Origin of the sequence: Maritimibacter sp. DP1N21-5, from assembly GCF_019218295.1 — a bacterium.
In the GTDB taxonomy this organism is placed as follows: domain Bacteria; phylum Pseudomonadota; class Alphaproteobacteria; order Rhodobacterales; family Rhodobacteraceae; genus Maritimibacter.
Genome location: NZ_JAHUZF010000006.1, coordinates 1,463,255 through 1,481,023 on the forward strand (window position 1 = coordinate 1,463,255; position 17,769 = coordinate 1,481,023).

16 protein-coding genes are annotated in these 17,769 nt (G+C 63.9%); 9 read left to right on the forward strand and 7 right to left on the reverse strand.

Annotated features, from left to right (window positions below; translation table 11 throughout):
* Positions 1-13: 13 nt before the first annotated feature.
* The 7 genes from KJP29_RS14890 to KJP29_RS14920 all read left to right on the forward strand — a co-directional run bounded on the left by KJP29_RS14890 (position 14) and on the right by KJP29_RS14920 (position 6,932).
* On the forward strand, positions 14-793 hold the full coding sequence (locus tag KJP29_RS14890; RefSeq protein ID WP_218464317.1) for an amino acid ABC transporter ATP-binding protein: 780 nt from the start codon (positions 14-16) through the stop codon (positions 791-793).
* A 39-nt stretch (positions 794-832) separates the two neighbouring features.
* Positions 833-1,558 carry a transporter substrate-binding domain-containing protein gene (locus tag KJP29_RS14895; RefSeq protein WP_218464318.1) on the forward strand — a complete coding sequence of 242 codons (726 nt, stop codon included), beginning with the start codon at positions 833-835 and terminating at the stop codon, positions 1,556-1,558.
* Positions 1,559-1,628: 70 nt separating this feature from the next.
* Complete coding sequence (locus KJP29_RS14900) at positions 1,629-2,510, forward strand: ABC transporter permease (protein ID WP_218464319.1); 882 nt, start codon at positions 1,629-1,631, stop codon at positions 2,508-2,510.
* A complete protein-coding gene (locus KJP29_RS14905; protein ID WP_218464320.1) occupies positions 2,507-3,313 on the forward strand; it encodes an ABC transporter permease in 807 nt (268 codons plus the stop codon). Before KJP29_RS14900 ends, KJP29_RS14905 begins: the two co-directional genes overlap by 4 nt.
* A 191-nt stretch (positions 3,314-3,504) precedes the next feature.
* Positions 3,505-4,182 carry a type 1 glutamine amidotransferase gene (locus KJP29_RS14910; protein ID WP_218464321.1) on the forward strand — a complete coding sequence of 226 codons (678 nt, stop codon included), beginning with the start codon at positions 3,505-3,507 and terminating at the stop codon, positions 4,180-4,182.
* Complete coding sequence (locus tag KJP29_RS14915) at positions 4,182-5,540, forward strand: glutamine synthetase family protein (RefSeq protein WP_218464322.1); 1,359 nt, start codon at positions 4,182-4,184, stop codon at positions 5,538-5,540. Before KJP29_RS14910 ends, KJP29_RS14915 begins: the two co-directional genes overlap by 1 nt.
* Before the next feature lie 159 nt (positions 5,541-5,699).
* Positions 5,700-6,932 carry a DegT/DnrJ/EryC1/StrS aminotransferase family protein gene (locus KJP29_RS14920; protein WP_218464323.1) on the forward strand — a complete coding sequence of 411 codons (1,233 nt, stop codon included), beginning with the start codon at positions 5,700-5,702 and terminating at the stop codon, positions 6,930-6,932.
* A gap of 91 nt (positions 6,933-7,023) precedes the next feature.
* Here the strand turns inward: KJP29_RS14920 and KJP29_RS14925 are convergent, their stop codons facing one another.
* From KJP29_RS14925 to phaC, 4 genes are all read right to left on the reverse strand, one after another.
* Complete coding sequence (locus tag KJP29_RS14925; RefSeq protein WP_218464324.1) at positions 7,024-7,977, reverse strand: LysR family transcriptional regulator; 954 nt, start codon at positions 7,975-7,977, stop codon at positions 7,024-7,026.
* A gap of 53 nt (positions 7,978-8,030) precedes the next feature.
* Positions 8,031-8,597 carry a polyhydroxyalkanoate synthesis repressor PhaR gene (phaR, locus tag KJP29_RS14930; RefSeq protein WP_218464325.1) on the reverse strand — a complete coding sequence of 189 codons (567 nt, stop codon included), beginning with the start codon at positions 8,595-8,597 and terminating at the stop codon, positions 8,031-8,033.
* A gap of 216 nt (positions 8,598-8,813) precedes the next feature.
* Entirely contained in the window at positions 8,814-9,263 is a 450-nt protein-coding gene (locus KJP29_RS14935) for a Phasin (protein ID WP_218464326.1), read from the reverse strand.
* Positions 9,264-9,405: 142 nt separating this feature from the next.
* Positions 9,406-11,202, reverse strand: coding sequence for a class I poly(R)-hydroxyalkanoic acid synthase (gene phaC / locus KJP29_RS14940; protein WP_218464327.1), 1,797 nt, complete (start codon positions 11,200-11,202; stop codon positions 9,406-9,408).
* Between the two features lie 145 nt (positions 11,203-11,347).
* On the opposite strand from phaC, the gene phaZ reads away from it, so the two are divergent.
* Positions 11,348-12,652, forward strand: coding sequence for a polyhydroxyalkanoate depolymerase (gene phaZ, locus KJP29_RS14945; RefSeq protein WP_218464328.1), 1,305 nt, complete (start codon positions 11,348-11,350; stop codon positions 12,650-12,652).
* Between the two features lie 58 nt (positions 12,653-12,710).
* Here phaZ and KJP29_RS14950 read toward each other — a convergent pair whose 3' ends face one another.
* From KJP29_RS14950 to KJP29_RS14960, 3 genes are all read right to left on the reverse strand, one after another.
* Positions 12,711-13,424, reverse strand: coding sequence for an alpha/beta fold hydrolase (locus KJP29_RS14950; RefSeq protein WP_218464329.1), 714 nt, complete (start codon positions 13,422-13,424; stop codon positions 12,711-12,713).
* Positions 13,421-14,164 carry an alpha/beta fold hydrolase gene (locus KJP29_RS14955; protein WP_218464330.1) on the reverse strand — a complete coding sequence of 248 codons (744 nt, stop codon included), beginning with the start codon at positions 14,162-14,164 and terminating at the stop codon, positions 13,421-13,423. The genes KJP29_RS14950 and KJP29_RS14955 overlap by 4 nt, the downstream gene beginning before the upstream one ends.
* Positions 14,165-14,242: 78 nt before the next feature.
* Complete coding sequence (locus KJP29_RS14960; protein WP_218464331.1) at positions 14,243-15,511, reverse strand: MFS transporter; 1,269 nt, start codon at positions 15,509-15,511, stop codon at positions 14,243-14,245.
* Between the two features lie 134 nt (positions 15,512-15,645).
* On the opposite strand from KJP29_RS14960, the gene thrS reads away from it, so the two are divergent.
* On the forward strand, positions 15,646-17,595 hold the full coding sequence (gene thrS / locus KJP29_RS14965) for a threonine--tRNA ligase (RefSeq protein WP_218464332.1): 1,950 nt from the start codon (positions 15,646-15,648) through the stop codon (positions 17,593-17,595).
* The last annotated feature ends 174 nt before the right edge of the window (positions 17,596-17,769 follow it).

A 17,769-nucleotide genomic window follows, 5' to 3' on the forward strand; every position in this document is an offset into this window, starting at 1 on the left:
TTGATCAAATCCCGTGACAGCTGACCAACCGCCCGTCATAGAAATCCGCGACCTGCACAAAAGCTTCGGGTCCCTCGAAGTGCTCAAGGGCGTAAGCCTCGCGGCACCGCGTGGCCACACGATCAGCATGATCGGGTCTTCCGGGTCCGGGAAATCCACGCTCTTGCGCTGCTGCAACCTGCTCGAAGATAGCCAATCCGGCGAGATCCTCTTCGAGGGCGAACCGATCCGCTGGCAGGGCCAAGGCCTTGCCCGCCGGCCCGCCGACCGCCATCAGGTCACGCGCATCCGCACCAACCTCTCGATGGTGTTCCAGCAGTTCAACCTCTGGTCCCACATGACCATTCTCCAAAACGTCATGGAGGCGCCGCTGACCGTTCTCGGCCGCCCGCGGGACGAGGTGGAAGCGGCCGCGCGCGGCTATCTGGACAAGGTCGGGATCGGCGACAAGGCCGATGCCTATCCGGCCCAGCTCTCGGGCGGCCAGCAACAGCGCGCCGCCATCGCCCGCGCGCTCTGCATGGAGCCCAAGGCGCTCCTGTTCGACGAACCGACCTCCGCGCTCGATCCCGAGCTCGAACAGGAGGTCGTCCGCGTGATCAAGGATCTGGCTCAGGAGGGCCGGACCATGATCATCGTCACCCACGATATGCGCATGGCGGCCGATGTGGCCGACCATGTGGTCTTTCTCCACCAGGGAAAGATCGAAGAAGAGGGCCCGCCAGAGGCGCTCTTCGGCAGTCCGAAGTCCGAGCGACTGAAGCAGTTCCTTTCTGCGACGGTCCCGGCATAACAAAACCAACGGGCCAAAGGTCCAACACGGGAGAACCAAATGAAGAAACTGATCCTTTCGACCGCCGCGCTGGCGCTCATGTCGGGCGCTGCCCTGGCACAGGAAACGGTGCGCCTGGGCACCGAGGGCGCCTACCCTCCCTACAACTACCTAGACGACAACGGCGAGGTCGCGGGCTATGAGCGCGATCTGGGCGATGCGATCTGCGCGCAGGCGGAACTCACCTGCGAGTGGGTCACCAACGACTGGGATTCGATCATCCCGAACCTCGTGTCCGGGAACTACGACGTGATCATCGCCGGCATGTCGATCACCGCCGAGCGTGACGAGGTCATCGACTTCACGCAGGCCTATTTCCCCGCCGATCCCTCGGCTTTCATCTCGACCTCGGACGCCTTCGACGGCACCGGCGTGATCGCGGCCCAGTCGGGCACCATCCAGGCGGGCCACATCGCCACCATGGAAGGCGCGACGCTGGTCGAATTCGCCACCCCCGACGAGACCATCGCGGCGCTCCAGTCGGGCGAAGCCGACGCGGTTCTCGCCGACAAGGCGTTCCTCGAGCCGATCGTCGCGGAATCGGGCGGCGACCTCGTCTTCGCGGGCGAGGACGTTGTCCTTGGTGACGGCATCGGCCTTGGCGTGCGTGAATCCGACACCGAGCTCAAGGACACGCTCGATGCGGCCATCGCCGCCCTGAAAGAGGACGGCACCGTCAACACGCTCATCGAGAAATGGTTCGAGGGCATGGAAGGCCCGTACTAAGACCGGTCCGGGGCGGGTTTCGGCCCGCCCCAAGGCCGTCTTTTCGTGCCCCTTTCCAGCGCCCGGTCACATGTTCGACTGCACCGAACCCCAGAACCTGCAAGAGCTCGCATGGCTCGCTTGTTACCTGACAAGCGGCAAGCACATCCTGTTCTATCAGTCTTTCGGTGTCGTCCTGTTGCTGCTCGCGATCACCGCGCCCGTGGCGCTCGCCTTCGGCTTTGCCGGGGCGACGGCCGCGCGGTCGCATATTCCGCCGCTCCGCTGGTTCGGCAAGGGCTACACCTCGATCGTGCGCGGCGTGCCCGACATCGCGTTCTTCATGTTCTTCGTGATCGCGCTCGACCAGTTCTTCGAATACATCCGACACCGCGTGAAATGCCCGGACTGGGAGGCCCCGATCCGGCAGGGCAGCGACTTCATCGTCTGCACCCAGGCCAAGCTCCCCCTGTCCTCCGCACCGCAGTGGCAACACGAGACCTATGGCTTCACCCTCGCGGTCCTGACCTTCGCCATCGTCTTCGGGGCCTTCGCGGCCAACGTTCTTTTTGGCGCCATGCGCAGCGTGCCGCGCCCGCAGATCGAAACGGCCGAGGCCTATGGCTTCACCCGCCGCCAGACCTTCTGGCGCATCCTCGTGCCCCAGATGTGGATCTATGCGCTGCCTGGCCTGTCCAACCTCTGGATGATCCTGATCAAGGCGACCCCGCTTCTGTTTCTCCTCGGCGTCGAGGACATCGTCTATTGGGCGCGCGAGCTAGGCGCGACGAAACAGGCGCGGTTCTCTGACTACCCGCACGGCGACTGGCGGCTTTACTACTTCGCCGCGCTCCTCTTGTTCTACCTGGGTCTCACCCGCGTCTCCGAAGTCGTACTTGCGCGCCTGACCCGCCGGCTCTCCCACGGTCAAGCGACCGCCGCCGGCGAGCGACAGAGAAAGGCCCCCACATGAGCTGCCTCGCCACCATCTCGGACTACGGCTTGCGCTCCATCGGCATCGGCGAGCGCCTGCTCCCCTCCTCCGATTTCACCCTGTGCCAGCAGTTCACGCTCATCGGCTCCGGCATGATCTGGAACATCTACTTCGGTGTCGTGGCGCTCGCGCTCGGGTTCTTTCTGTCCACGGCCTTGGCACTCGGGAAATCCTCGGACAACCGAATCGCCCGCAAGGCGTCGGAATGGTTCATCTTCCTGTTCCGGGGCTCGCCCCTCTTCATCCAGTTCTTCTTCGCCTATTTCGCCTTCCTCTCGCTGAAATCGACGCATCCCGCCTTCGATCCGCTCACCTCGGCCTGGCTCGGGGCGGCCATCGTGCTCTTTCTCAACACCTCGGCCTACGCGGGCGAGATCTTCTACGGCGCGCTGCAATCCGTGCCCAAGGGTGACATCGAAGCCGCCGAGGCCTATGGCATCTCCGGCTGGAAGCGGTTTCGTCGCATAACATTCCCGACGATGCTGCGCCTCGCCTGGCCCGCCTACACCAACGAGGCGATCTTCCTGTTCCACGCCACGACGCTCGTCTTCTTCTCCGGCTTCCCGGCCTGGCAGCAACGGGGCGACGCGCTTTATTACGCGAACTATTTTGCCGACAAGACCTTCAACCCCTTCATCCCCTACCCGATCCTGGCCTTCTATTTCATCCTCCTGACGCTCGCGGTGATTACGCTTTTCGGCCTGATCAACCGTCGCCTCTCGCGCCACCTGCCCCAGGAAGCCCGCCAGAGGATGCGCCTGCGCCCCATGCTTGTGCGCTGAACGTCACGTCGCGTTTAGGTTAACGCGCACCCGCTCCCCTTCATCGCTTCATAAATACCTCGGGGAGCGCGAGGGGTAGAACCCCTCGCTCCCGCCTCCGCCAAGGGCGCAACCTATTGCCAAAGCGCCTGCTTGCCGCCCGCCCGCCCCTCGGTTAGTGTCGCCCCAAGATTTGATCAAATCGGTGACTTATGCGGATCGGCATCCTACAAACCGGCCACGCGCCGGACGCGCTCATCGCAACGACGGGCGACTACAGCGACATGTTCGAACGTCTCCTCGGCGGGCGCGACTTCGACTTCACGACCTACAACATCGTCGACAACGACTTCCCCCCCTCGCCCGAGGCGCAGGACGGCTGGATCATCACCGGCTCGCGTCATGGCGCTTACGAGGACCATGACTGGATCCCGCCACTCGAGAAGCTGATCCTCGACATCGCAGACACGGGCCGTCCGCTGATCGGCGTCTGTTTCGGCCATCAGATCATTGCCCAGGCGCTCGGCGGCAAGGTCGAGAAATTCCGGGGCGGCTGGGCTGTCGGGCGGCAGGAATACGACTTCGGAGACGAAACTCTCGCGCTCAACGCCTGGCATCAGGATCAGGTGGTCAAGCTGCCCGTGGGGGCAACGGTCATCGCCACCAACGACTTCTGCAAGAACGCCGCGCTCGTGATCGGCAAGTCGATCCTGACCATTCAGGCCCACCCCGAGTTCGATCGCACGACGACCGCAGGCCTCATCGAGCACCGTTCGGACGCGGTGCCTCCGCCCCTCGTCGAGGCCGCGCAAAAGACGCTCACCCAACCTACCGACAACGAGGCGCTCGCCGACCGCATGGCCGCCTTCCTGAAAAAAGGCGCCAAGTGATGAGCGACTGGACCGAACGACTGCCCGAACCGGCGCTGGCCTATCTCGATGGGCGCCGCGTGGACGAAGTGGAATGCATCGTCTCCGACCTGCCCGGCATCGCCCGGGGCAAGGCCGTTCCCGCGGCGAAATTCGCGCGGCAGGATTACTTCCACCTGCCGGATTCGATCTTCTACCAGACGATCACCGGCGACTGGGGCGAGGCCGCGGGCGAGGACGGGTTCATCGAGCGCGACATGATCCTGCGGCCCGTCATGGAAACGGCCACCGCCGCCCCCTGGACCGCGGATGTCACGCTGCAGGTGATCCACGACGCCTTCGACCGCAACGGCGAACCCATCGGCTGCTCGCCGCGCAACGTGCTCAAGCGCGTGGTGGAGCTATACCGCAAGGAAGGCTGGGAGCCGGTCGTGGCGCCGGAGATGGAGTTCTACCTCGTCGCCCGCAACATAGACCCGGCCAAGAAGATCGAACCCATGATGGGCCGTTCGGGCCGCCCCGCCGCAGCACGCCAGGCCTATTCCATGACCGCCGTGGACGAGTTTGGCCCCGTCATCGACGACATCTACGACTTTGCCGAGGCGCAGGGCTTCGAGATCGACGGCATCACCCAGGAAGGCGGCGCGGGCCAGCTCGAAATCAACCTGCGTCATGGCGATCCGCTGCTGCTGGCGGACGAGGTCTTCTATTTCAAGCGCCTCATTCGAGAGGCCGCCCTGCGCCATGACTGCTTCGCCACCTTCATGGCCAAGCCCATCGCCGACGAGCCCGGATCGGCCATGCACATCCATCATTCCGTGACCGATATCGAGACCGGCAAGAACATCTTCGCTGGGCCCGCCGGCGGCGATACCGACGCCTTCTTCCATTTCATCGGCGGCTTGCAGAAATACCTGCCCTCGGTGATCGCGGTTCTGGCGCCCTATGTGAACAGCTACCGGCGCTATGTCCGGGGGACGGCGGCACCCATCAACCTCGAATGGGGCCGCGACAACCGCACGACGGGGATCCGCATCCCGCTGTCGTCACCGGCCGCGCGGCGGGTGGAGAACCGTCTCACGGGCATGGACGCCAACCCCTACCTCGCCTTCGCGGCCTCGCTCGCCGCCGGGTACATCGGCATGACACAGGCCGTGCGCGCCGAGGCGCAGTTCCGGGGCGACGCCTATGAGACCGACGAGTCGATCCCGCGCGACTTCGGAACCGCGCTCGACCTTTTCGACGAGGCCAAGGAAATGCACGCCGTTCTGGGCGAGGAGTTCGCGCGGGTCTATTCCATCGTGAAACGGACCGAATACGAAGAGTTCCTCGGCGTGATCAGCCCGTGGGAGCGGGAACACCTTCTGCTTAACGTCTGATCGGAGCCAGTCCCGAAGAACCAGGTCCCGCGCTTTGCCCGAAAGGCGCGGGATTTTTCCGTTTCGAGGGCGCTCGAAAGAAACCTGTTTCCAGCCTGTCACCGCCCTGTTACAGTTTTCCCGAATAAGACTTTCGGAAAAGCCGAAAAGGATATGAGCATGTCTGCACCTGCCAATGGACTTGGACCCAACGTTTATGACGCCGAGCCGATCCCCGACGCCGCCCGCGCCGAGATCGACCGGCTACTCCAGTCCGGTGACCTGTTCCGCTACACCGCGCCTCAGGATGCGCCGGTTGCGCTTCTGGAGCGCGAATTCGCGGACATGATGGGCGTGAAATACGCGCTCGCCGTGGCGTCCTGCTCGGCGGCGCTGTTCTTGTCGCTCAAGGCCCTTGGTCTGCCGCGTGATACCAAGGTGCTGATCCCGGCCTTTACCTTCGCCGCCGTGCCCTCCTCGGTCGTTCATGCCGACTGCGTGCCGGTGCTGGTCGACGTGATGGACAACTACCGGATCGACATGGCGGATTTTGCCGCCAAGCTCACCGACGAGGTCGGAGCGGTCATCATCAGCCACATGCGCGGGCATACCTCGGATATGGATGCGATCATGGCGCTCTGCGATGCGCGCGGCATTCCGGTCGTCGAGGACGCGGCGCACAGCCTCGGCACGCTCTGGCATGGGCAGAAGATCGGCACCATCGGCAAGATCGGCTGTTTTTCCTTCCAGTCCTACAAGATGCTCAACGCGGGCGAAGGCGGCGTGCTGATCACCAACGATCCCGACGTCGCGGCCCGCGCCGTGATCATGTCCGGCGCCTATGAGCACAACTGGAAAAAGCACAAGGAACCGCATGGCGACAACACGGGCGAATTGGCCGAGGCCTTCGGGCGCTGGCAGAACAAGCTCCCGCTCTACAACACGCGCCTGTCGAACCTCTCCGCCGCCGTCGTTCGCCCGCAGATCGGCGAACTTGACCGCCGGGTGACCGATGGGCTGAGAAACCACGACTATGTGGCCGCGAAGCTGAACCAGAGCCCTTGGATCGACGTGCCCGCGCCGCTCGCGCCCGAAACCCGCGCGCCGGATTCGATTCAGTTCAACCTCACCGGCATGACCGACGACGAAACCCGCGCCTTCATGGATGCCGCAAAAAGCCGCGGCGTCGGCGTGCAGGTCTTCGGCATGCATGAAGACAACGCGCGGGCCTTCTGGAACTGGGAGTTTCTGGGTGATCAGGGCCCGCTGCCGGGCACCAAGGCGATGCTCATGCGCGCCTGCGATACACGTCTGCCGGTTCGCCTCACGACGCCGGAGCTTGACTTCATCGCCGACGCAATCGTCTCCGCCGCGGCCGACGTGAAGAGCACGGCGAGCGTCGCCGCAGAGTAAGTGCGTTCATGCAAGAACCGAAAGGCCGCGTCCTCGGGCGCGGCCTTTGTGCTGTCCGGCTCAGGCCAAGTGAGGCGGCATCCCTGCCCGGTCAGAGAACCCGCATCTTGTCGGCGAGCCAGGGCAGGCGCTTGCAGGTGGGCTCCACGATCAACTGATCGAGCTGCACACGGAGGCGTTCGGCCACGTCCGTCGGCAAGCCGCCCAGAACGTCGCGCCGGGCCGTCAGCATGATCCTTCGGGCGAAGGGGGCCAAGGGCAGCGGCACGATGTCCACTTCCCCCACGAAACGCTGTGCCCGCAGGACGCCCAGCGGCGTAAGGATGGTCCAGCCCTGCCCCGCCGAAACCATCGACAGGATCGCGTGGTAGCTGTCCAGCTCGAAACGGTGATTGAGCCGCAGATCCTCCTGCGCGAGATGCGCGGCGATCTGGCGGCCCATGAAGTGGCGGGCCGAATACTGGATCAACGGCAGCTTACGCAGGGTTTCGAGCGCCCCGTCGGTGCCGGGGGGCACGGCGGCGACGAAGGGGTCCTGGAACAGGGGATGCACCTCGAGCCCGTCACCCACCGCGCCCATGTCGGCAGTCACGATCAGGTCGAGCGCCCGCGCCTCGAGCTGGTCCATCAGGCGATGCGACGCCCCGGTTTCCAGCAGGAACTGCGTACGCGGCCAGGCCTCGGCCAGTTCGGTGAGGAGCGCCGGGGTCACGTCGGCATCGAAGTCCTCGATCATGCCCAGGCGAAAGCGCGACAGCCGGGTCATGTCGGCGGCGGCCAGTTCGGCGCGCGCCTGTTCCGCCTCGTTCAGGATGACGACCGCCCGCCTGCGAAAAAGCTCGCCCGCCGGGGTGCAGGTCAGGGGCCGCGCGGACCGGTCGATGAGCACCGTGGACATCGCGGTTTCGAGGTTGGTGAGTTGCTGGCTCACGCTCGAGGGGCTGGCACCCAAACGACGCGCGGCAGCCGAGATCGAGCGCTCCTCGACGATGGCGGCAAAGACCTCCACGCCCCACAGGGTGATCCGCCCGGTTGTCTCGACCACGTCCCTCTCCCTCGTGCCGCCCGGGCGGCGTGATGCGGGTTACCCGGTGCCGTTCACTTGATGTCGGACAGCTTCTTCTGAAGCTCGGCCAGCTGCTTCTTGATCGCGTCCAGATCATCTTCCTTGGAAGACGGCGGCTTGGCCGTGCCCGTATCGCCCTCGTCCTCCGACGTGGTGCCCGGCATCGGCCAGTTCAGCATCATCGCCTTCATGAAGGCCTGTTGCTGCGCCTGCAACGCTTCGAACCCCGGCACCTTGGCGACGGGCATGGACTGGAGGTTTTCCATCATCTTCTCCTGCCCCTCGCGCAGCATCTCGAAGGACGCGGCCAGGAACTGGGGCACGACGGATTGCGCCTGGGAGGTATAGGTGCGCACGAGATCGGTCAACACGTCGACGGGCAGCACGTTGTCACCGCGGCTCTCATGGTCGGCGATGATCTGAAGCAGGTATTGCCGGGTCAGGTCGTCACCGGATTTCAGATCGACGATCTGAACCTCGCGCCCGCCGGAGATGAAGCCGGCGATGTCGTCGAGCGTCACGTAGTCCGATGTCTCGGTGTTATAGAGACGGCGGCTCGCATAACGCTTGATCAGCAGCGGTTCCTTCTTGTCAGCCACGTGACCCTCCCAACGCGTTGATTTTCTGGCGCCTTTGGCACCGCAGAAAAAGCCTACGCGCATGCAGAAACGAAAAGCAAGCATTGTCGTCGCCAGACGGCCCGGGCCCGGTGCCGCAGAGCAGCAAAAAGAAAAAGGGCGGACCCTGAATGAGGGCCCGCCCAGGTCATCTCGCCGACAGGGAGGAGGACGTCAGCGTAGAATTCCGTGAAGCGCTTACTTGGCGGCTTCGGTCACTTTCTTGGTGGCCTTGGTCACCTCGTCGGTGGCTTTCTTGACGGCAGCGGTCGCCTCTTCGCCCATGTCCTTGCCAGCGGCGAGCATGAGTTCGACGGTGTCCATCTGAACCTTTTTCGCCACTTCAGCGAAGGCGGCCATGTGCTGGGCAGCCATTTCGGCTTGGGCCGAAGCGAAGTCGGTCATCGCTTTGGTGTAGTCGGCCGGGTCTTCCTTGGTCATGGAGACTTCGCCCATCTTGGCGAGCGTGCCTTTGGTCCAGGCGGTCGAGATTTCGGTCGATTTGTCAGCGGCTTCGAGCGCGACTTTCGCCATTTTCTCGCCCATAGCGGCCGAGGATTTCAGCGCGCCCTGGTAGGAGGTCATGTCCATGGGGAAGGTGCCCATCATGTCTTGGAACATCTTGGTGTAATCGGTGGTCTTGGCCATTGTCTGTCTCCAGTCTGCTCCGGTCCGCACCGGAGTATGAATTCTGCGTGTGCAAACAATATGGATGCTGCAGTGCAGAAAATCAAGGTTTTTCTGCACTGCAGCAATCTCAGGCTAACCTAAGGTCAATTGCGTCGGGAAATCAGAGAGTTGGGCGTGCGATCACGTATGTTCCGGGCGCATCGGCCAGAACAGGATGCGACGAATCGCCCAATGCGGGGGCCGGCTTCTTCTTTCCGGACCGGGAGGCGAGCCATTCGCCCCAGCGGAACCACCAGGTGCCGTCGTGCCGGGTCGCCCCCGCCTGCCATTCGGTCGGGTCTTCGGGCCAGTCGTCGTTGGTGTAGTGACCGTATTTCTTTTTGGAGGGCGGGTTCACGATCCCGGCGATATGGCCGCTCTCGGACAGGATGAAGGTCTTGTCCTTCGATCCCATCTTGCGCATCCCGCGGTAGCTCGACCGCCAGGCCGCGATGTGATCGGTCTCGCAGGCGATGGCGCAAAGCGGCACCTCGACCTCCTCGATCCTGAGGTGCGTGCCGAGGACCGGGAACCCCGGCCCCTCGCCCGCGAACTGGTCGCCCTGACAGAGCCCGCGCAGATACTCCACCGCCATACGTCCCGGTAGGTTCGTCGAGTCGCCGTTCCAATGCAGGAGGTCGAAGGCCGGCGGCGCGGTGCCCAGAAGATAGCTTCGCACGGCAGGCGTATAGATCAGGTCGTTGGCCCGCAGGTAGCTGAAGGTGCGCGCCATGTAGAGCGATCCCATCACGCCCTTGTCCGCCACCTCCTCCTCGATCCCGTCGACGAAGTCATCGTCGAGGAAGACACCCACCTCGCCCTGGTCCGAGAAATCGGTGAGCGCGGTGAAGAAGGTGGCCGAGTTCACCTTGTCCTCGCCCCGTTGTTTGAGAAGCGACAGCGTCAGGGACAGCGTTGTGCCGGCGATGCAGTAGCCGACGACATTGATCTTGTCCTGACCGGAGAGGCTGCGCACCTGGTCGATCGCGGTCAGGAAACCGTCCTCGATGTAGGTGTCCATCCCGACATCGGCAAAGGACAGGTCCGGGTTGACCCAGGACACGACATAGAGCGTGAAGCCCTGCTCGGTGATCCACTTGATCAGGCTGTTCTCGGGCTTCAGGTCGAGGATGTAGAACTTGTTGATCCACGGCGGGAAGATGACGAGCGGGATCTCATAGGCCTTTTCCGTCACCGCCTTGTACTGGATCAGCTCGAACATCCTGTTGCGAAACACCACACCGCCCTCGGTGGTGCCAAGGTTCTCGCCGACCGTGAAGGCATCGGGATCGGAGAGCGTGACCACGAGCTCGCCATTGTTGCGCTCGAGGTCCCGAATCATGTTCTCGAGACCATCGACGAGCGACTGGCCCTCGGTCTCCACCGCGCGTTCGAGCGCATCGGGATTGGTGGCCAGGAAATTCGTCGGCGCCATCATGTCGATCATCTGGCGGGTGAAGTATTCCACCCGGCGCTGGGTCTGCGGATCGAGTCCCTCGAGCTTGTCGATCGACTGCTCGAGCGCCTTCGCGGTCAGGAAATACTGCTGCTTGATGTAGTTGAAATAGGGGTGCGTGTCCCACAGCGGGTTGCGAAAGCGCGGGTCCTTGGGGGAATTGTCGGCGGGCGCCGTGCCCTGCGTCAGAAAGCTTTGCTGGGCTTCGATGGCGTGGCGCAGCGTCTTGCCCCAGAATTCGATCTGATGTTCGAACATCTCTCCGGGGGAATTGAAGGTCTTCTGCCAATAGGCAGCAGCGGAGGACGCGAAGAAGTCTTCTCCCGGTGCCTGCAAAGCATGCCGAATGGGCTTCTTTTGCGCCAAAGCAGCGGCGAAGCGTGTCGAAAGTGCTTCGATCTTCTGAAGGTTCTCCTTCAGCTTCTCGCTTTCTTCATGAAACTCGATTTCATTTGTTGTCATGCGAAACGATCCACCCTAGATTTCGCACATGCAGCAATTTCCTTGCTGCCTTGCAATGCTCGGCGCCAACCTGCCAAAAGGTCGACTTGTATTGGAATCAAGGTAACGGAAGACTGCAGCGCGGCGCAACCGAAAGGCGTTTAAGATGCGGTACCTCCCTTTGTACGATTTGACCGAAACGGTTCGGAACACGAACCAGTGGCTTGGGGCCACCGCGCAGGCGATCGGAAGCTATCCGGGCGTGGCGCTGGTTCCCAACCCCTACTTCCAATGGCTGCGCGGCTGGGGCGAAGTCATGGAACGGTCCTTCGCGCGCATGGTCGCCAAGCCGGACTGGGGCATCTACACGGTCGTCGGCAATGACGGACGCGATCATTCCGTGCGTATCGACAGGCTGGTCGAAAAACCCTTCGGCAACCTGATCCATTTCAAGGTCATGGGCCGCGAACCCAAGGCGCGCCGCATCCTGCTGGTCGCGCCGATGTCGGGCCACTATGCGACGCTCCTGCGCTCGACCGTCGCGTCGCTCTTGCCGGATGCCGAAGTCTATATCACCGACTGGCACAACGCGCGCGACATCCCGGTGTCCGACGGCAAGTTCGACATCGAGGATTACACGCTCTACCTCGTCGATTTCATGCGTCACCTCGGGCCCGACATCAACGTGGTCGCGGTCTGCCAGCCCGCCCCCCTGACACTCGCCGCCACAGCTTATCTCGCCGCAGAGGACCCCGAGGCGCAGCCGCAGACGCTCACGCTCATCGGCGGGCCGATCGACCCAGGCGCCTCCCCGACCGACGTGACCGATTTCGGCGACCGAGTGGCGATGGAACATCTCGAGCGGACCGTGATCCAGTCTGTCGGCTTCAAGTATCGTGGCGCCGGTCGTCTGGTCTATCCGGGCATCCAGCAGCTGACCTCCTTCATGGCGATGAATTCGGACAAGCACTCCAAGGCCTTCTCCGACCAGATCATGCGCGCGGCGCGGGGCGAAGCATCCGATCACGACAAGCACAACAAGTTCTATGACGAATACCTCGCGGTCATGGACATGACGGCGGAGTTCTACCTGTCCACGGTGGACCGCATCTTCAAGGAACGCGAGATCGCCAAGAACACCTTCACCATCGCAGGGAAGAAGGTGGACATCGGCAAGATCACCGATGTGGCCGTCAAGACGGTGGAAGGTGAAAACGACGACATCTCCGCCCCCGGCCAATGCCTCGCCGCGCTGGCGCTCTGCACGGGGCTGCCGGACGAGAAGAAGGCCCAGCACCTCGAACAAGGGGCCGGTCACTACGGGATTTTTGCGGGCAAGAGCTGGCGCAACAACATCCGCCCGCTGGTGCTCGAGTTCATGGACGAACATGCGGGCACCCACGCCGAACAGGCCCGCAAGAAACGCGCGCCGAGAGCCGCGACCGGGAAACCGGCCCTGAAGGCCGTCTGACCCGCGCAGGCATCGGGATGAGAAGGAGGGCCCCGTTCGCGGGGCCTTCTTTTTGCGCTCAGCGCGGCACGGGCGGAAGGTCCATCCAGGCTTCCATGGCGATGATGGTCTTCTCGGGTGTCTCCAGCATCGGCATGTGGCCTGCGTCGTCCAGCGTCGCGATCTCGGCGTAGGGGATGAGCTCGGCCAGGAACATATGCCGCTTGGGCGGCGTGATCCGGTCATGCTCGCCGCAAAGGACGAGCGACGGCACGCGCAGCGCATGGAGTTCCTTCTGGGCGTCCGGGCGGCGCTGCATGGCGCGGGATTGGCGCACGAAGACCTCGGGACCAAGCCTTCGGGCCATCGCCGTGATGAGACCCAGGGTCGCCTCTTTCAATGGACCGGGCGCAAAGTTCTCGGGAGGAAAGGCCTCAGCCATGGCGGCATCGAGCTTGCCTGCCTGCGCCTTCACGATCTGCGGCTCGCGCCAGACCGCCTGTTCCGGCGTCTCGGGAAGCGGCGAGGTCGAGATGAGGCAGAGCCGCGTGACCCGCTCCGGCGCGCGGCGCAGGACCTCCATCGCGACCGATCCGCCCATGCCATGCCCGCAGAGGGCAAAGCGCGGCGGCGCCATGTAGAGGATATTGGCCGCCATTTCGCGGATCGTGTCGCCGCGCGCGGTATTGGCCACGTGAAGCGTATGGCGCGCCGAGAGATGGTCGATCTGCGGGCCAAAGGCACGGGCGTCGCACATCATCCCCGGCACGAGAAGGATCGGCTCGGCGGTCATGCGAGGAGGTCGTCCAATGTGCCGGTCAGAAGATCGAGGCACCCGGGCGAAGAAAACCGGTGGTCGGCGCCTTTCACGAAGGTCAGGCGCAGGTCGCTGCCTTCGATGTGGTCAAGCAGGTTCAACGCCACCTGCCGCTCAACGTCCTCGTCCTCGGTTCCTTGGAAGAGCCGCACAGGCCACTCCATGACAAGCGGCGCACGCAGAACGAGGTTTTCGCGCCCATCCTCGATCAGGCGACGGGTGATCGGATAGGGATCGCCGTATTCGGATGGCAGAAGGACAGTGCCCACCTCCCTCAATTGCACACGCTCCGCGTCGGAGAAGTCACGCCACATGCTGTCTTCGGTGAAATCGGGCGCGGCGGCGATGCCCACGAAGCCAGCGAAGCGTTCGGGCATCCGGCGGGCGAGCAGGCAGGTGATCCAGCCGCCCATGGAGGAGCCGACAAAGATCTGCGGGCCCGTGGTGGCATGGGAGATGACGGCGGCGGCGTCCGCGGCCCAGTCTGAAATCGTCCCATCGGTGAAGGCCCCGCCCGATTGGCCGTGGCCGGAATAGTCAAAGCGCAGGAAAGCCTGCCCGCGCGCCTTCGCCCAGTCTTCGAGGACGAGCGCCTTGGTGCCCTCCATGTCGGACATGAACCCGCCAAGGAAGATCACCCCCGGCCCGGCCCCTGTCGTGACGTGATATGCGATGCGCCGCCCGTCGGCGGTGTCGAGATAGCTCGGCTCTGCCACGCCTGCCCCTGTTCCTTGGCCCAATGTCTTTGCGTCGTGGAGCAATCCTGAATGAGAAACAAGGGCTTGGAAAGGGGGTCAGTTCGTCTCGGCTTCTTCCAGCCCATAGGCCACAGCGGCCCCGATGATGGCCATCGCCGCGAAGCCCGCGAGCGCCGCCTGTGGCCCGAGGAACGACAGGGCGCCGCCGAAAGCGCCCGAGACGAGCAGCAGACCGCCGATCAACGCGTTGGCCGTGGCGGCATAGGCGGCGCGCTGATCCTCTGGCGCGATGTCCACGAGGAAGGTCGACCGCCCTTGGCGCACGCCGTGATGCGCGATCATCAGGAGAAACAGAAGCCCTGGCATCACCCACCACGTCGACGCCATCCCCGAGAGGGCCGAGAGGATGGCCGAGATCATGGCGAGGGCGCCGATGCCACCCGAGGCCACCAGGACGAGCCGGGACGAACGGTCGGAAAGCCGCCCCCACACGTAGGACGAGACGAGCGACGCCGCCGCCGAAGCCACCACCAGCGCCCCGAGCGCGCCGAGACCGCGCTCTTCGCCCTGCCCGGCGAGGAGCACGAAGTAGGGCGGTGTCAGAGCTGTGGCGGTCAGAAACCCGCGCGCTGTCACGAAACGGGCGAAAGTCGAGTCCGTCTTGAGGATGCGCCAGGGGCTTTGGGTCTCGGCGGGTTCCGACGGCTCGGACGCGTCTTCCTTGAGGGTCGAGAACAGCGCGGATGCGGCGAACCAGAGACAGGACGCCAGCCCCAGCGCTGCGACAAGCGGCCCCTGCCCCTCGAGCCATCCTGACATGAGTAGTCCGGCGAAGATCAGGACGCCCACCGCGCTCGCCGATCCGGCGAAACCCGTGACGGCACCGCGCCGGGTCTTGGCGACGGTCTTTCCGAGCACGTCCTTGTAGCTGACCGATGCCGCGGCGCGAGACAGGGCGAAGACGATGATGGCAGCAACGAAGGCAAGTCCGACCGCCACACCCTCGAGCGTGAGGGCGGCCAGCGCCATGGCGGCCACCGCGATACCCTGTCCCACGCCGCCGGCGACCCACATCCAGCGGCGGTGGCGCATCGCGTCGAGACGTCGTGCAAGCAGGATCTGTGGCAAGAGCGACCCCGCCTCGCGCAAGGGGACGAGCGAGGACACAAAGACCGCAGGCGCACCGAGTGCATTCAGGAGCCAGGACAGCACGAGTTTCGGGTCCATGAGCCCGTCGCCCAGCTTGGTGAGCGTAAGCGCGGCCATGTGCTTCAGACCATTGCGCGCTTCGGCCAAGTCGCGAGGCTCGCCCGCGAGCGTCTCGAAGGCCGCTTCTTCCGTCACGCCACCTGTGCTGTCACCCATGCCATACCCTATCTTTCGATACTCCTGCGGCATAACGCACGGGTTGACTTGTCCGGCACGTCGCGCGACACCGCGTCACACATATTACCCGCAACCGGGCGTTCCGTGGGCGCCAAACTGACGAGGAGCCGGCCATGAGCCAGATTTCCCTGACCTTTCCCGATGGCAATACGCGCGATTATGCGGCCGGGATCACTCCCGCCGACGTTGCTGCCGATATCTCGACCTCGCTCGCGAAGAAAGCGATCTCGGCGACGGTCAATGGTGCGCACTGGGATCTCCAGTGGCCCATCGACGCCGACGCGAGCGTTGCCATCCACACGATGAAGGACGCGCCTCAGGCGCTTGAACTGATCCGCCACGACCTCGCCCATATCATGGCGCGGGCGGTCCAGGAGATCTGGCCCGCGACCAAAGTCACCATCGGCCCGGTGATCGAGAACGGCTGGTATTACGATTTCGACCGCGAAGAGCCCTTCACGCCGGAGGATCTGGGCGAGATCGAAGCGAAGATGAAAGAGATCATCAACGCGCGCGATGCCGTGCGCACCGAAGTCTGGTCCCGCGCCGATGCCATCGCGCATTACGAGGCGACCGGCGAGAACTACAAGGTCGAGCTGGTCAATGCGATCCCGGACGACGGCCAGCCCATCCGCATGTATTGGCACGGCGACTGGCAGGACCTCTGCCGGGGCCCGCACCTTCAGCACACGGGGCAAGTGCCCGCCGACGCGTTCAAGCTGATGAAGGTCGCCGGGGCCTACTGGCGCGGGGACTCGAAGAACCCGATGCTCCAGCGCATCTACGGCGTCGCCTTCCAGAACCGCGACGAGCTGAAGAAATACCTGACCTTCCTCGAAGAAGCCGAGAAGCGCGACCACCGCCGGCTGGGCCGCGAGATGGACCTCTTCCACATGCAGGAGGAAGCCCCCGGTCAGATCTTCTGGCACCCGAACGGCTGGCGCATCTACACGGTGCTTCAGGACTACATGCGCCGCCAGCAGGATCGCGGCGGCTATGTCGAGGTGAACACGCCGCAGGTCGTCTCGCGCAAGCTGTGGGAGGCGTCAGGCCACTGGGAGAACTACCAGGAGAACATGTTCATCGTCGAAGTGGACGAGGATCATGCCCGTGAAAAGACGGTGAATGCGCTCAAACCGATGAACTGCCCCTGTCACGTGCAGGTGTTCAACTCGGGGCTCAAATCCTACCGCGACCTGCCGCTGCGCATGGCCGAGTTCGGCTCGTGCAACCGCTACGAACCCTCGGGCGCGCTGCACGGGATCATGCGGGTGCGCGGCTTTACGCAGGACGATGCGCATATCTTCTGCATGGAGAGCCAGATCGAGAGCGAGACGGCGAAGTTCATCGAGTTTCTCGCGGCGATCTATTCCGACCTCGGATTCAACGACTGGACGATCAAGCTGTCCACACGGCCCGAGAAACGCATCGGGTCCGATGAATCCTGGGATCGGGTCGAGGCCGCTTTGGGCAACGCGTGCAAGGCAGCCGGGTATGAGTTCGAGGTGCAGGAAGGCGAAGGTGCGTTCTATGGCCCCAAGCTCGAGTTCACGCTGACCGACGCGATTGGCCGGGAATGGCAGTGCGGGACGCTGCAGGTTGACCCGAACCTGCCCGAACGGCTGGACGCGGTCTATATCGGCGAGGACGGGGCGAAGCACCGCCCGGTCATGCTGCACCGCGCCGTGCTCGGGTCGTTCGAACGCTTCATCGGTATCCTGATCGAAGAGCACGCGGGGAGGCTCCCGTTCTGGCTCGCGCCGCGACAGGTCGTCGTGGCCTCGATCGTCTCGGACGCGGACGGATACGTGCATGACGTGGTGCGCCGCCTGCGCGCTGCCGGCGTGCGGGCCGAAGCCGACACCCGCAATGAGAAGATCAATTACAAGGTCCGGGAACACTCCGTCGGCAAGGTGCCGGTCATCCTTGCCGTAGGGATGAAGGAGGTCGATGAACGAACTGTTACATTGCGCCGCCTGGGCGAGAAGGACACCAAGGTCGTCGGGCTTGACGAGGTGATAGGCCAACTCTCGACTGAAGCGACGGCGCCGGATCTGCTTTGACGTCAACACATTGATATTCCTTACGAAAGGGCGGTCCGATGGGCCGCCCTTTTCACGTGCAATTCACGAAAGCGTTTGTTTCACAGGCCTCACGTGACCGGGGGGCACGGGGCTGTGAGTGGTTTGTTACGCCTGTTCGGACCTAGCAATTGGACACCGCTTCAGGCGGAACGA

Excerpts from the sequence above, each read along its gene's own strand:
- KJP29_RS14895 (WP_218464318.1), top strand. The coding sequence starts at position 833 with ATGAAGAAACTGATCCTTTCGACCGCCGCGCTGGCGCTCATGTCGGGC.
- KJP29_RS14900 (WP_218464319.1), top strand. The coding sequence starts at position 1,629 with ATGTTCGACTGCACCGAACCCCAGAACCTGCAAGAGCTCGCATGGCTC.
- KJP29_RS14905 (WP_218464320.1), top strand. The coding sequence starts at position 2,507 with ATGAGCTGCCTCGCCACCATCTCGGACTACGGCTTGCGCTCCATCGGC.
- KJP29_RS14910 (WP_218464321.1), top strand. The coding sequence starts at position 3,505 with ATGCGGATCGGCATCCTACAAACCGGCCACGCGCCGGACGCGCTCATC.
- KJP29_RS14915 (WP_218464322.1), top strand. The coding sequence starts at position 4,182 with ATGAGCGACTGGACCGAACGACTGCCCGAACCGGCGCTGGCCTATCTC.
- KJP29_RS14920 (WP_218464323.1), top strand. The coding sequence starts at position 5,700 with ATGTCTGCACCTGCCAATGGACTTGGACCCAACGTTTATGACGCCGAG.
- KJP29_RS14935 (WP_218464326.1), bottom strand. The coding sequence starts at position 9,263 with ATGGCCAAGACCACCGATTACACCAAGATGTTCCAAGACATGATGGGC.
- phaC (WP_218464327.1), bottom strand. The coding sequence starts at position 11,202 with ATGACAACAAATGAAATCGAGTTTCATGAAGAAAGCGAGAAGCTGAAG.
- phaZ (WP_218464328.1), top strand. The coding sequence starts at position 11,348 with ATGCGGTACCTCCCTTTGTACGATTTGACCGAAACGGTTCGGAACACG.
- KJP29_RS14950 (WP_218464329.1), bottom strand. The coding sequence starts at position 13,424 with ATGACCGCCGAGCCGATCCTTCTCGTGCCGGGGATGATGTGCGACGCC.
- KJP29_RS14960 (WP_218464331.1), bottom strand. The coding sequence starts at position 15,511 with ATGGGTGACAGCACAGGTGGCGTGACGGAAGAAGCGGCCTTCGAGACG.
- thrS (WP_218464332.1), top strand. The coding sequence starts at position 15,646 with ATGAGCCAGATTTCCCTGACCTTTCCCGATGGCAATACGCGCGATTAT.